The sequence below is a fragment of the Frigoribacterium sp. 9N genome (genome assembly GCF_902506305.1).
GTDB lineage: Bacteria > Actinomycetota > Actinomycetes > Actinomycetales > Microbacteriaceae > Frigoribacterium.
Genome location: NZ_LR733392.1, coordinates 704,834 through 717,165, shown reverse-complemented (window position 1 = coordinate 717,165; position 12,332 = coordinate 704,834). Strand labels below are relative to the sequence as shown.

Annotated in this window: 11 protein-coding genes and 1 pseudogene; 5 read left to right on the top strand and 7 right to left on the bottom strand. The window is 71.4% G+C overall.

Annotated features, from left to right (window positions below):
- Window positions 1–108 precede the first annotated feature (108 nt).
- On the bottom strand, window positions 109–879 hold the full coding sequence (locus tag ARTHRO9V_RS06455) for a fructosamine kinase family protein (protein WP_123570379.1): 771 nt from the start codon (window positions 877–879) through the stop codon (window positions 109–111).
- A gap of 18 nt (window positions 880–897) precedes the next feature.
- Here ARTHRO9V_RS06455 and ARTHRO9V_RS06450 point away from each other — a divergent pair, with 18 nt between their 5' ends.
- Both ARTHRO9V_RS06450 and ARTHRO9V_RS06445 read left to right on the top strand, forming a co-directional pair.
- Complete coding sequence (locus ARTHRO9V_RS06450; protein ID WP_159826211.1) at window positions 898–1,938, top strand: magnesium transporter CorA family protein; 1,041 nt, start codon at window positions 898–900, stop codon at window positions 1,936–1,938.
- 83 nt (window positions 1,939–2,021) lie between these two features.
- A pseudogene (locus ARTHRO9V_RS06445) lies at window positions 2,022–2,750 on the top strand (sugar phosphate isomerase/epimerase family protein); the annotation flags it as partial.
- Window positions 2,751–2,821: 71 nt separating this feature from the next.
- Here ARTHRO9V_RS06445 and ARTHRO9V_RS06440 read toward each other — a convergent pair.
- Window positions 2,822–3,976, bottom strand: a complete 1,155-nt coding sequence (locus ARTHRO9V_RS06440; RefSeq protein ID WP_159826209.1) for an SLC13 family permease — start codon at window positions 3,974–3,976, stop codon at window positions 2,822–2,824.
- Between the two features lie 122 nt (window positions 3,977–4,098).
- Between ARTHRO9V_RS06440 and ARTHRO9V_RS06435 the strand changes: the two genes are divergently transcribed.
- Window positions 4,099–4,278, top strand: coding sequence for a hypothetical protein (locus ARTHRO9V_RS06435; RefSeq protein ID WP_043593989.1), 180 nt, complete (start codon window positions 4,099–4,101; stop codon window positions 4,276–4,278).
- Window positions 4,279–4,347: 69 nt separating this feature from the next.
- On the opposite strand, the gene ARTHRO9V_RS06430 is transcribed toward ARTHRO9V_RS06435, so the two are convergent.
- A complete protein-coding gene (locus tag ARTHRO9V_RS06430) occupies window positions 4,348–5,640 on the bottom strand; it encodes a mechanosensitive ion channel family protein (protein ID WP_159826207.1) in 1,293 nt (430 codons plus the stop codon).
- Window positions 5,641–5,779: 139 nt separating this feature from the next.
- Here ARTHRO9V_RS06430 and ARTHRO9V_RS06425 point away from each other — a divergent pair, with 139 nt between their 5' ends.
- Complete coding sequence (locus ARTHRO9V_RS06425; protein WP_233568355.1) at window positions 5,780–6,517, top strand: alpha/beta hydrolase; 738 nt, start codon at window positions 5,780–5,782, stop codon at window positions 6,515–6,517.
- 56 nt (window positions 6,518–6,573) lie between these two features.
- Here the strand turns inward: ARTHRO9V_RS06425 and ARTHRO9V_RS06420 are convergent, their stop codons facing one another.
- The 4 genes from ARTHRO9V_RS06420 to ARTHRO9V_RS06405 form a co-directional block, all read right to left on the bottom strand.
- On the bottom strand, window positions 6,574–6,813 hold the full coding sequence (locus tag ARTHRO9V_RS06420; protein ID WP_148053626.1) for a hypothetical protein: 240 nt from the start codon (window positions 6,811–6,813) through the stop codon (window positions 6,574–6,576).
- Window positions 6,814–7,062: 249 nt separating this feature from the next.
- Window positions 7,063–7,977: a glycine betaine ABC transporter substrate-binding protein gene (locus ARTHRO9V_RS06415; protein ID WP_159826205.1), complete on the bottom strand. Its 915-nt coding sequence runs from the start codon at window positions 7,975–7,977 to the stop codon at window positions 7,063–7,065.
- 75 nt (window positions 7,978–8,052) lie between these two features.
- Window positions 8,053–9,009 (bottom strand): proline/glycine betaine ABC transporter permease, encoded by a 957-nt coding sequence (locus tag ARTHRO9V_RS06410; protein WP_082460290.1) that lies wholly within the window; start codon window positions 9,007–9,009, stop codon window positions 8,053–8,055.
- On the bottom strand, window positions 9,006–10,277 hold the full coding sequence (locus ARTHRO9V_RS06405) for a glycine betaine/L-proline ABC transporter ATP-binding protein (protein ID WP_159826203.1): 1,272 nt from the start codon (window positions 10,275–10,277) through the stop codon (window positions 9,006–9,008). Before ARTHRO9V_RS06405 ends, ARTHRO9V_RS06410 begins: the two co-directional genes overlap by 4 nt.
- Window positions 10,278–10,767: 490 nt before the next feature.
- On the opposite strand from ARTHRO9V_RS06405, the gene ARTHRO9V_RS06400 reads away from it, so the two are divergent.
- Window positions 10,768–12,306, top strand: coding sequence for an amino acid permease (locus ARTHRO9V_RS06400; RefSeq protein WP_123570384.1), 1,539 nt, complete (start codon window positions 10,768–10,770; stop codon window positions 12,304–12,306).
- Window positions 12,307–12,332: the final 26 nt, after the last annotated feature.

Genomic DNA, 12,332 nt, shown 5'->3' with positions numbered 1-12,332 from the left:
GGGGTGGGTCGGCTCCTGTCGCATCGCCCGCACGGACGCGGGACGGCCAGATTATCAGCGGTGCCCCAGACGGCTCCTGGCGACCGGCGTACCCCACCCGGACGATCGTCAGACGAGGCGCAGGGTCGCCTCGGCGGCCCGCACGAGGGACGCCCCGTAGCTCGGCCCGTGTCCGGCGGCGTGCACGGCCAACGGGTGGAGCTGGTGCAGCGGCACGCGACCCCGCCACCCCTCGCCCAGCGGCGAGCGCGCCTCGTAGCCCGCCAACACGTCCTCGAGGTGCGGGCAGCCGAACAGGGCCAGCATCGCCAGGTCGGTCTCGGGATGACCGCCGTGGGCGGCCGGGTCGATGAGCACGACTCCCCCGGCGTCGAAGAGGACGTTGCCGGCCCACAGGTCCCCGTGGAGGCGGGCCGGGGGCAGGTCGTCGTCGAACGCGCCCTCGGCGACGAGGCGGCAGGCTCGCTCGACGACCTCGAGGCCCGCCCGGTCGAGACCGCCCGCCCGGACGGCGACGCGGGCGTAGGGCAGGACCCGCTGCTCGGCGTAGAAGACCCCCCAGGTCGCCTTGGGTCGCACCGTCATCGGACGGCTGCCGATGAAGCACGGCCCCGCCCACCCCCGAGGAGGCGCACCGAACGCCTCCGCGCCGCTCGCGTGGGTCACCGCGAGGGCCTCACCGAAGGCCCGTGCGGCCTCCGCCGTGGGACGGACCTCGTGCACGGGATCGAGGTCGATGCGCCCCGGGGACGCGGCCTGGACGCCGACCGTGCGCGCGCCTCCTCGGGGCGTGGCCTCGGCGAGCCAGGCGAGACCGGCCGCCTCGGCCTCGAAGAACCCGGCGGGGGCGTCGGCACGCTGCTTCGTGTAGGAGGTCACGGGAATAGCATGCGCCCCATGACCGACACCCGTCCCCCGCGCACCGAGGGGCCCCGCGGCCCCGCCGACGACGGTGCCCGTCCCGACACGACCATCGTCACGCGCGCCTACCGAGGGGGCCAGCTGATCGCCCACGACTTCCCGCTGCACGAGGTGAGCGACCACCTCGAGACGGACGGCTGTCACGTGTGGATCGACCTCACCGACCCGACCACCGACGACCTCGCCTCGCTCGAGGACGAACTCGGACTGCACGAGCTCGCCGTCGAGGACGCGCTGCAGGACGGACAGCGGCCCAAGGTCGACCGTTACGACAACCATCTGTTCACCGCTCTCTACGACGTCCGCTTCGACCGGGCCAGCGGCGTGCTCGACACGAGCGAGGTGAAGGCGTTCATCACGGAGCGCGCCCTCGTGACGATCCACCATCCGGAGTTCGACGTCACCCGGCTGCAGGCGACCTTCGACCAGAACCGCGACCTGGCGTCGCACGGCGTCTCGTACTTCCTCTGGGGTCTGCTCGACTGCGTCGTGGACCGGCACTTCGACGCCACGGACGCGCTGGACGACGAGATCGAGGGCATCGCCGACGACCTCTTCGACCCCGCGCCCCGGACCATCGACGTGCAGAAGCGCTCGTTCGCCCTGCGGAAGAGCCTCGTCCAGCTGCGCCGGGTCGCGTCGCCGATGCGCGAGGTGCTGAACACGCTGCTGCGCCGCGACCTGAAGGAGGTCGACTCCGCCATGCACCCGTACTTCCAGGACGTCTACGACCACGTGCTGCGCGTGGCCGAGCAGAACGACTCCCTGCGCGACCTCGTCTCGACCATCCTCGACACGAACCTCAACCTGCAGTCCAACCGCATGAACCTCATCATGAAGAAGGTGACGAGCTGGGCGGCCATCATCGCGGTCCCCACGGCGATCACCGGGTTCTACGGGCAGAACGTGCCGTATCCGGGGTTCCAGTCCGCCGCCGGCTTCGTCACCTCGTGCGTGCTGATCGTGGCGATCGGCGGCCTGCTCTGGTGGCAGTTCAAGCGCCGCGACTGGCTGTAGCCCGCCGTTCCCGCACTGTTCACCGCGGGGTCGACGCCGCCGAGACGCCCCGGTCGTAGCCTGGCCGCGTGATCACGGTCGGAATGAGCACGTCCTGCGTCTTCCCGCTGTCGACCGACGAGGCCTTCCGGCTCGCGCGGCTCACCGGCTTCGACGGGGTCGAGGTGATGGTGACGGCCGACCGGGCGACCCGACGACCCGAGCTGCTCCGTGCGGCGACCGCCCGGTGGGGGCTGCCCGTGCTCTCGGTGCACGCCCCCGTCCTGCCCGTCGCGCACTTCGCCTTCGGTCGTGACCAGGTCGACAAGCTGCGGCGCTCGGCCGGACTGGCCCGCGAGCTGGGCGCCACGACCGTCGTCGTCCATCCGCCGTTCGTCTGGCAGCGGTCCTACGCGGCGCGGTTCGTCGACGTCGTCCGCGAGATCGCGGCCGAGACGGGCGTCACCCTCGCCGTCGAGAACATGTTCCCCGTGAGGTTCGGTCCGGCCGGGTTCGACCCCTACCGCCCGGGACACGACCCCTCGTCCCTCGACGTGGAGGCGGCCACCCTCGACTTCTCGCACGCCGCCGTCGCCGGGCGCGACGCGCTCGACCTCGCCCTGGCGCTCGGGCCGCGGTTGCGCCACGTCCACCTGACCGACGGCGTCGTCTCGTCCCGCCCCGGCGGGCTGCACGACCAGCACCGGGTGCCGGGTCGCGGCACGCAGCCGGTCGCCGAGGTGCTCACCCACCTGGCCCGGTCGGGGTGGGCCGGCACCGTCGCCGCCGAGGTGCACACCGACGGGGACGAGGAGGCGCGGCTCGGCCAGCTCCGGCGGACCCTCGCCTTCGCGCGCCGTCACCTCGCGACCGCACCCGCGTCGGCCGCGAGCGCCCCGGCCCGTCAGACGAACAGCACCGTCGCGACGACCGCGAGCGGCACGGTGACCGCCGCCACCCCGAGGCCGGCGAGCACGAACCGCCCCCACGCGACCTCGACGCCCATCGACGACAAGCGCGAGTGCCACAGCAGCGTCGCGAGCGAGGCCCACGGCGTCACGAGGCAGCCGATGTTGACCCCGACGAGCACGGCGACGAGCCGCAGCGGCGACCCGGCCACCGGCTCGAGGGCGAGGTAGGCCGGGAGGTTGTTGGTCACGTTCGCGGCCACCGCGCTGCCGCCCGCCAGTCGCAGCAGGTCGGGCAATTGGTCGCCGGTGCCCACGACGGCTCCGAGCAGGTCGGCCAGGCCGAGCGAGTGAGCGGCCTCGACGACGAGGAACAGCCCGCCGGCGAAGAGCAGCGTGCCCCACGGCACCAGACCGAGTCGGAGGACGCCGCGGCGGCGGACGGCCGTGGTGACGACGAGCACGAGCGCCGCGACGGCGGCGGGGATCCAGACCTCGACGCCCGAGACCAGGGCCGGCACGAGCAGCCCCGTCGCGACCGCGGCGACGCCGAAGAGCACGCGGTCGGCCACGGGCTCGGACGCCGGCGCCTCGAACCGGCCGACCAGCTGACGGCGGTAGCGCAGTCCGATGGCCACGACGGGGACGACGACGCCCACCACGGCGGCGGGTGCGACCAAGGCGGCGAACTGCACGGGGGCCGGTGATCCGAGCTCGTGCAGCGCGAGCAGGTTGGTCAGGTTCGAGACCGGCAACAGCATCGAGGCGCAGTTCGCGAGCCACACCGTCGTCAACGCGAACGGCATCGGCGGCAGGCCGGCGTGCCGGGCCACGATCACGACCACCGGCGTGAGCAGCACCGCCGTCGTGTCGAGCGAGAGGAACACCGTGCAGAGCACCGCGAGCGCCACGACCAGGAGCCACAGCACGAGCACCCGCCCTCCGGCCAGCCGGGCCGAGGCGGACGCCAGCCACGAGAAGAGTCCGGCCTCCGCCGCGAGCTCCGCGACGATCGTCAGGCCGACGACGAAGCCGAGCACGGGCGCGACCCGTTCGACGAGCGCGAGCAGTTCGTCACCGGTCAGGACGCCGGTGAACACGGCCACGAGGCCGAGCGACACGAACACGCCTCCGAGCAGGGCAGTGCGCACGGCATTCTCCTTCGACCGCAGGACGCACCGGCACGGGACGCCGGGCAGCTCAACCTACCCCCACCCGGACTCGTGCCACGTCACGCGGTACCGTGGTCGAAACGACCCCTGGGAGCCCCACCGTGCGCAAATTCCTCTTCAACGGCGCGATCATCAGCGCGATCTTCTCCGGCATCAGCCTCCTCAAGAGCCTGAGCGCCGGCCCTCGTGACTGGCGCCTCGCCCTCATGGCGATCAGCTGGGCGGCGTCGACCGCGATCGCCGTGGGCAACGTCATCGAGGCCGCGAACGACGACGACTGACGTCCGCCGAGACACCGAGGAGGCGCGTCCCGCTCTGGCGGGGCGCGCCTCCTCGTCCGTGTGGTCGCGTCAGCGACGCCCGTCGACGCCGGGCGTCGGCCCGGCCGGGTCGCCGTCGGGACGGCCGGTCGGCAGGCCACCGGGTCGTCCCGCGACGTGCGGGTCGTGTTCCGCCTCGGCGCCGAGCGAGGCCTGGTACTCGGCGACGTCGTGGATCGGGATGGCCGCCGTGAAGAGCGCCGTGCGTTCGGAGTCGGCGTTGTCGCCGCTGAACAGGGCGGAGGCCTCCGACGTCGACCGGTGGGCCCGTCCCTTCGGCGCCGGTTCGGCCTCGACCATCTGCACCCGCGTCCGCGGGATCGACTGCGGGCTCTTCGCGTGCAGCCAGGCGATCAGGTCCTCTCGGACGAGGCAGCGCAGGTCGAACAGGGTCGGTGCGTCCTTGGCCGTGACGAGCACCCTCACCCGCACGTAGCCGGCCTGGGCGTCGGTGACCTGGAGCACCTTGGTGCGTCCGTCCCAGAGGTCCGTCCCCGCGAGGATCACGTCGAGCTCCTTCCGCATGGCCCCCGGGTCGACCCGCCAGTCCAGGTCGAACTCGACCGCTCCGAGCAGCTCGCTGTTGCGCCGCGTCCAGTTCTCGAACGGCGTGGTCGTGAAGTAGGTCGACGGCAGCACGAGACGCCGGTCGTCCCAGACGTGGACGACGACGTACGACAGGGTGATCTCCTCGATCAGGCCCCACTGCCCCTCGACCACGACGACGTCCTCGATGCGGATGGCGTCGCTGAAGGCCAGTTGGATGCCCGCGAAGACGTTCGCCAGGGTCGACTGCGCCGCGAGGCCCGCGACGACCGAGACCAGCCCCGCACTCGCGAGGACGCTCGCACCGACCGCCTCGACCCCCGGGAACCCGAGCAGCACGGTGCCCGCGGCCAGGATCACGATCAGGGCCACGGTCAGCCGTCGGAGGATGAGCACCTGGGTGCGGACCCGACGCGCCACCCGGTTGTCGGGGGTGTCGACCCGGTAGCGCGACAGGCCGAGGTCCTCGAAGAAGATCGCGAGGGCACCCACGAACCAGGCGACGACGACGATGACGGCGCAGCGGAAGGCCTGTGACACCCATCCCTCCCCCGGGTAGTCGGCGGGGAGCAGGGCGTTGAACGACGTGGTCAGCGCGACGACGAGCAGCACGACGAGCAGCGTGGCGCGGAAGGGGCGGCGCATGCGCGTCACGAAGGCCTGCGCCCACTCCTTGCGCTTGGCGACCACGCCGACGACCAGGCCGACGACGGCCGAGATGACGAAGGTGAGGACGACGGCGGCGACGAGCGAGATGACGAGTTGTATCCAGGGCATCCCCCGAGCCTGTCGCATGACGCACGGCTCCGTCCCGGCTGGCCCCTGGGACGATGGAACGGTGAGACGATCCACAGCTTCCCGTCACGAGTCCGCCCCGCCTTCTCCTCCCCGGCGTCACGCCTCCCGGCGACGGCGCGTGCTCAAGGGCGTGGCCCTCGGACTGTTCGCCGTGGTCGTGCTCGCCGCCACGGGGTTCTTCGTCTGGGCCAAGACGCCGATGTCGGCGACGGCGTCCTCGCTCGCCTCGGTGTCCGCCGACGAACGGGTCGAGGTGACGAGCAGACCCGACACGGTCGTGATGCGACCGACCGAGACGGCCGCCACCGGCCAGGGTCTCGTGTTCGTCGCCGGCGCCCGGGTCGACCCGCAGGCCTACGAACAGACCTTCGCGGGGCTCGTCGCCACCGGCGTCACCGTCGTCGTCGAACGACCCACGCTCGGGTTCGGCATCCTCGACCCCCGCCCGCTGTCGACCTTCACCGACCTCGCCCCCGAGGTCGACGCGTGGGCGGTCGGCGGTCACTCGCTCGGCGGGGTGCGTGCCTGTCAGTACGCCGCCGACGACAGGTCGGTGGACGCCCTGGTGCTCCTCGGCTCGTACTGCGCGACGACCGACCTCTCGGACGACGACGAGTTGGCCGTCCTCAGCCTCGGCGGGTCCGAGGACGGCCTCAGCACCCCGGCGAAGATCGCGACCTACCGCGACATGCTGCCGGGCAGCGCGTCGATGGTCGAGATCGACGGGTCGAACCACGCACAGTTCGGCAGCTACGGCGCGCAGTCCGGAGACGGTTCGGCCACGATCTCGGACGAGGAGGCGCGCGAGCGCATCACGCGCCAGCTCACGTCGTTCTTCGCGGGCGTCGGCGTCTAGGCCCCCGAGGGCCTCTTACCGGCGGCGACGCACGGACGGGCGGGCCAGGCGACGGTTCAGATCGAGCGCTTGCGCTGCCGCAGGGCCTCGAGGGCGAGCCCCTCGGAGGGGTACCGCCCGACGACCTCGCCCCAGCGGGGGTCGGCGCCGCGGAGCGCGACGAAGGCGCCCTGCTCGGCCCGGACGTGGCCGAGCACGCGGTCCGGGGTCGACACCTGGACGAGGTCGGACGAGACGGTGCGCGTGATGACGCGGGCCATTCTCCTCAGGACGTCGGTCGGTGCGGTGGTGCTCACGGGTGGTGCCTCTCGTGGTGCTCGTGCGGGTGGTGCGACGACGTCTCGGTGACGTCCGTCGACGACGCTACCCGCGCCTCCCGGGGTGTGACCTCGGGGTTCGCTGTGCGTCGGGTGTCGTCCGGCTGTGGTTTCACCCGGCTCCGTCACCCACCATCCGGGCCCGCCCCGGCACCCCGCCGGGCGCCCGGTACGACGACGCCCCGGACGAGCGGGGCTCGGCCGGGGCGACGTCCTAGGCGGATCGGATCAGCTGGTGAGGCTGTCGACGTAGTCCTGGTTCTCGGAGATCCACTTCTCGACGACGGGGGCGTAGTCGTCGCCGTCGACCTCGTCACCGTTGAACATGGCGTTCTCGAGCGAGGACAGGGTCTCGGTGTCCATCTCGAAGCCCTCCAGCCACTCGGTCAGCTGCGGGAAGTCCGCCGTGAAGCTCTTGCCACCGAACGAGTGGATGCCCTCGGCGTCGCCCAGGGTGCCCTCGGGGTCGGCGAGGTCCTTGATGGGGAACGCGTCGTAGGCCCAGTGCGGGCTCCACAGCGTCACCGCGATGTTCTCGCCCGCGTCGGTCGCGCTCTTGAGCTCGGTCAGCATGGCGGCGGTCGACGAGGTCTGCAGCTGCAGGTCGCTCAGGCCGTAGGTGGGGATGGTCTCGTCCTGGACGGCGGCCGTGAGGCCCGCGCCCGGCTCGATGCCGACGATCTTGCCGCCGAACAGGTCCGCGTTGGCCGCCAGCTCGTCGAGCGAGTCGATCGGGGCGTCCTCGTTCACGGCGACCGCGAGCTTGGCGCCGTCGTTCCAGGCGCCGAGATCGGTCAGGTCGTCGCCGTACTGCTCGATGTACGAGGCGTGGGTGGTCGGCAGCCAGGTGTCGAGCACGACGTCGTAGTCGTCGGTGGTGAGCCCGCTGTAGACGGGGGCCACGTCGGCCGGCTCGAGGTTGACCGTGTAGCCCTCGTCCTCGAGGACGGTCTTCCACAGCCAGGAGGCCGCGATGCCCTCGTCCCAGCCGTTGAACACGGCGAGGTCGACGACGGCCTGGTCGCCGTTGTCGAGGGTCTCGCCCTCGGCCGACGAGCCGCTGCCGGGAGGCGAGCAGGCGGCCAGTCCGAGGACGGCGGTGGTGCCGAGGGCGATCGATGCGGCGATGGTGCGCTTCTTCATGTGTTCCTTTCGGGTGGTGCAGGAGGCGCGGGTCGGGTGGGTACGTGCTGCTCCCGTCCCGCAGGTGGTCGGGGTCTAGGCCGAGGCCGTCGCGGGTTCGCGGCGGTCGGCCGGGGGCAGGGGCTGCTCGGCCTCGGCGCGGTCGGGAGCCGGGGTCGGCGGAACGGACCGGCGGTTCTGCGCCCGGGCCAGCCGTCGGGCGTGACGGTCGGACCCGAGGGCCGCCGTCATGCGGTCGAGGACGATCGCCAGGATGACGACCGAGATGCCGGCCTCGGCACCCAGCCCGACGTCGATGCGGTTGAGGCTCGCGACGATGTCGCCGCCCAGTCCCCCCGCGCCGACCATGCCGGCGATGACGACCATCGAGAGCGAGAGCATGATCACCTGGTTGACGCCGGCCATGATGCTGGGCTTCGCGAGGGGCAGCTGGATCTGACGCAGGATGCGCCACGGTGACGAGCCGAACGCCTGACCGGCCTCGACCACCTCCTTGTCGACGCCGCGGATGCCGAGCTCGGTCAGGCGGACGCCGGGGGCCATGGCGAAGACGATGGTGGCGACGATGCCGGGCACGACGCCGACGCGGAACAGGAGCAGGGCGGGGATGAGGTAGACGAACGCGGGCGTCGTCTGCATGAAGTCCAGCACGGGCCGGATGATCTGCGACGCGACGCCCGACTTCGCCGCGAGCACGCCGAGCGGGATGCTCAGCGCGATGGCGAGCGTGCTGGCGACGAGCACGAGGGCGAGGCTCGACATCGCGTTGTCCCACTGGTTGACCGTTCCGATGAACAGCAGGCCGACGGCCGTGCCGACCGAGAACTTCCAGCCCTTCGCGACGAAGGCGAGGGCGGCGATCACGATCACGACCGCCCAGAAGGGAGGTGCGCCGAGGAAGTACGCGACCCACTCGTAGAAGAACGTGAAGACCAGGCGGACGACGTCGAAGAAGCCGCCCAGGTGGGTGGTGATCCAGTCGACGACGTCCGAGACCCAGGAGCCGAAGGGGATGCGGAGGTACTCGTTCATCGGGTGGCTCCTTCGAGGGTGGCGTCGAGCTCGACGTCCGAGATGCGGGTGACGGGCTCGAGCACGGGGATGGGCGAGGTGGTCGTGTCGACGTTGCCGAGCGCCGCGAGCAGGGTCACGCGCGGGATGACGCCGAGCAGGCGGTCGGCGTCGTCCACGACGGCGATCGGCAGCGGACTCTCGACCGCCAACTCGAAGAGGTCGACCAGCGCGGCCTCGGGCCCGACCTTCGAGAACTCCGCGTTGACGATGGCGGCGAGGTCGGTGTCGTTCGCCTTGACCTGGCGCATGACGTGCCGGTCGCGCACCCAGCCGAGGAGCTTGCGGTCACGGCCGGTGACGAACAGGGCGGCGGTCTGGAGGTCGCGCAGGGAACGCAGGGCGCCCCGGGGGCCGACCGTGAGCGGGACGACCGCCCGGGCGGGCTCCATGACGCTGGCCGCCGTGAGGACCCGCGCCCGGTCGACGTCCTGCACGAATTGGGCGACGTAGTCGTTGGCGGGGTCGGTGAGGATGTCCTCGGGCGTGCCGATCTGCACGATGCGGCCGTCGCGCATCACGGCGATGCGGTCCCCGAGGAACATCGCCTCGTTCAGGTCGTGGGTGATGAAGACGATCGTCTTGCCGAGCTTCGCCTGCAGCTCGACGAGCTGCTCCTGCATCTCGCGGCGGATCAGCGGGTCGAGGGCCGAGAACGCCTCGTCCATCAGCAGGATGTCGGTCTCGGCGGCGAGGGCGCGGGCGAGGCCGACGCGCTGCTGCATGCCGCCCGAGAGCTGGCTCGGCAGCTCGTCCTCCCAACCCGCGAGGCCGACGATCTCGGTGACCTCCCGAGCCTTGGCCAGACGAGCCGCCTTCGCGACCCCCTGCACCTCGAGGCCGTAGGCGACGTTGTCGATGACGGTGCGGTGCGGCAGCAGCGCAAAGTGCTGGAACACCATCGACACGTTCTGCCGACGCACCTCGCGGAGCCGCTTGGCCGGGACGTCCGAGATCGCGGAGCCCGCGATCTCGACGGAGCCGGACGTGGGCTCGAGCAGGCCGTTCAGCATGCGGATGAGGGTCGACTTGCCCGAGCCGGAGAGCCCCATCACGACGAAGATCTCGCCGGGCCGGACGTCGAACGACGCGTCGATGACGGCGGCGGTGCCGAGGCCCGCGGCCTCGGAGCGGGAGGCGCCGGACTCGAGTCGGGCGACGGCGTCCTTGGGTCGGCGGCCGAACACCTTGTACAGGTTCCGGGCACGCACGGCAGGCGTAGTGGTCACAGGTGTCTCCAGGCGCGCCGAGGGGGCACCGGCCGCTCGGGCCGGTTCGCCGTCGGCGGCGATCGGGTCGGGCGAACGGGTCGACGACGCGTGCGGACCGTGTCGGCTCAAGCCCACCGTGGAACCACGGGGCGAACCTGTCCTCCGCCGGGTCGGTCATGGGACCGGACCCTCGCGCCACCAGACCGTACGACGACCGGAACCCGAACTGATCGGACCATCGGTCGGCGCGTCCTGATGATGACGGGCCCGATCTCCCGGGCCTCCACGACCGTAGCCGACATCCGTCGTCCATCCGAATTGCGAACCGGCCCGACGGCGCCGCGGGTGTACCCCGGCCACCCTGTGTCCCGGCGTGTCGCCCATGCCTGTGGGCCTGGTGATCGTCACCCATTCGTTACCCGCATGTGAATCGGCACCGCGCCTCCTGGGGGTTCGCCCGTCTCGCGGCGGTGATGCGGGCGAAAGCGATAGGGGCTACGGTCGACCGATGACGAGTCCCACGAACGGGGGCGGCGACGCCTCCACCGAGACGCACCTCCCGCAAGACTTCTCGCACGAGCAAGAGGGTTTCCAGCACGGGCTCAAGCCGCGTCAGCTGCAGATGATCGCCATCGGCGGGGCGATCGGCACGGGGCTCTTCCTCGGTGCCGGCGGTCGACTGGCCTCGGCCGGTCCGGCTCTCGCGATCGTGTTCGCGATCTGTGGCGTCTTCGCGTTCTTCATCCTGCGTGCCCTCGGCGAGCTGGTGCTGCACCGCCCCTCCTCGGGGTCGTTCGTCTCGTACGCCCGCGAGTTCTTCGGCGAGAAGTTCGCCTACGCGGCCGGGTGGATGTACTTCCTGAACTGGGCGATGACGGCCATCGTCGACGTCACCGCGGTCGCCCTGTACCTGCACTACTGGTCCGCGTTCACCGCAGCACCCGACTGGCTGCTGGCCCTGGTGGCCCTCGCCGTGGTGCTCTCGGTCAACCTGCTGGCCGTGAAGGTCTTCGGCGAGATGGAGTTCTGGTTCGCGATCATCAAGGTCGCCGCTCTCGTGGTGTTCCTCGTGGTCGGCGTCGTGTGGCTCGCGGCGGCGTTCCCCGTGACGCACGACGGTGCCGCGGTCGACACCGGCTGGGGCCTCGTGGCGTCGTCGGGCATCCTGCCGAACGGCCTGCTGCCGGCCGTGATCGTGGTGCAGGGCGTCGTCTTCGCCTATGCCGCGATCGAGCTGGTGGGCACGGCGTCGGGCGAGACCCAGAACCCCGAGAAGGTCGTGCCGCGCGCGATCAACACGGTCATCATCCGTATCGCGGTCTTCTACGTCGGGTCGCTGGTGCTGCTCTCGCTCCTGCTGCCGTACACGGCCTACAAGGCGGGCGAGAGCCCGTTCGTCACGTTCTTCGGCAGCATCGGCAGCCCCGAGGTGGGCGACGTCGCGGGGTCGATCATGAACTTCGTGGTCGTGACGGCCGCGCTGTCGAGCCTGAACGCCGGGCTGTACTCGACCGGCCGCGTATTGCACTCGATGGGCATGAACGGCTCGGCCCCGAAGTTCACGACGAAGATGTCGAAGGGCGGGGTGCCGTTCGGCGGCATCCTTTTGACCGCGAGCATCACCCTGCTGGGCGTCGTGCTGAACGCGATCGTGGGGGCGAACACGGCGTTCGAGATCGTGTTGAACATCGCGTCTCTGGGCATCCTGACGGCGTGGGGCACGATCATCCTCTGCCAGATGCGACTGCGTCAGTGGGCGAAGCAGGGCAAGGCCAAGGAGCCCTCGTTCCGGCTGCCGGGGGCGCCGGTCACGAGCTACCTGACGCTGGCCTTCCTGGCCGCGGTCGTCGTCCTGATGGCGATCGACTGGCCGATCGGGTCGTTCACGGTCATGTCGCTCGTCGTGATCATCCCTCTGTTGATGCTCGGGTGGCACCTGCAGCGCGACCGCATCCTGGCTGCCGCCCGCCTCCGTGAGGGCATGACGGGCCCCTACCCCGTGACCGGCCGCGACGCCGCCTCGCAGGTCCCCCGCGACGGCCAGTAACCCCGCCACCCCCTGAGCGCAGGAGG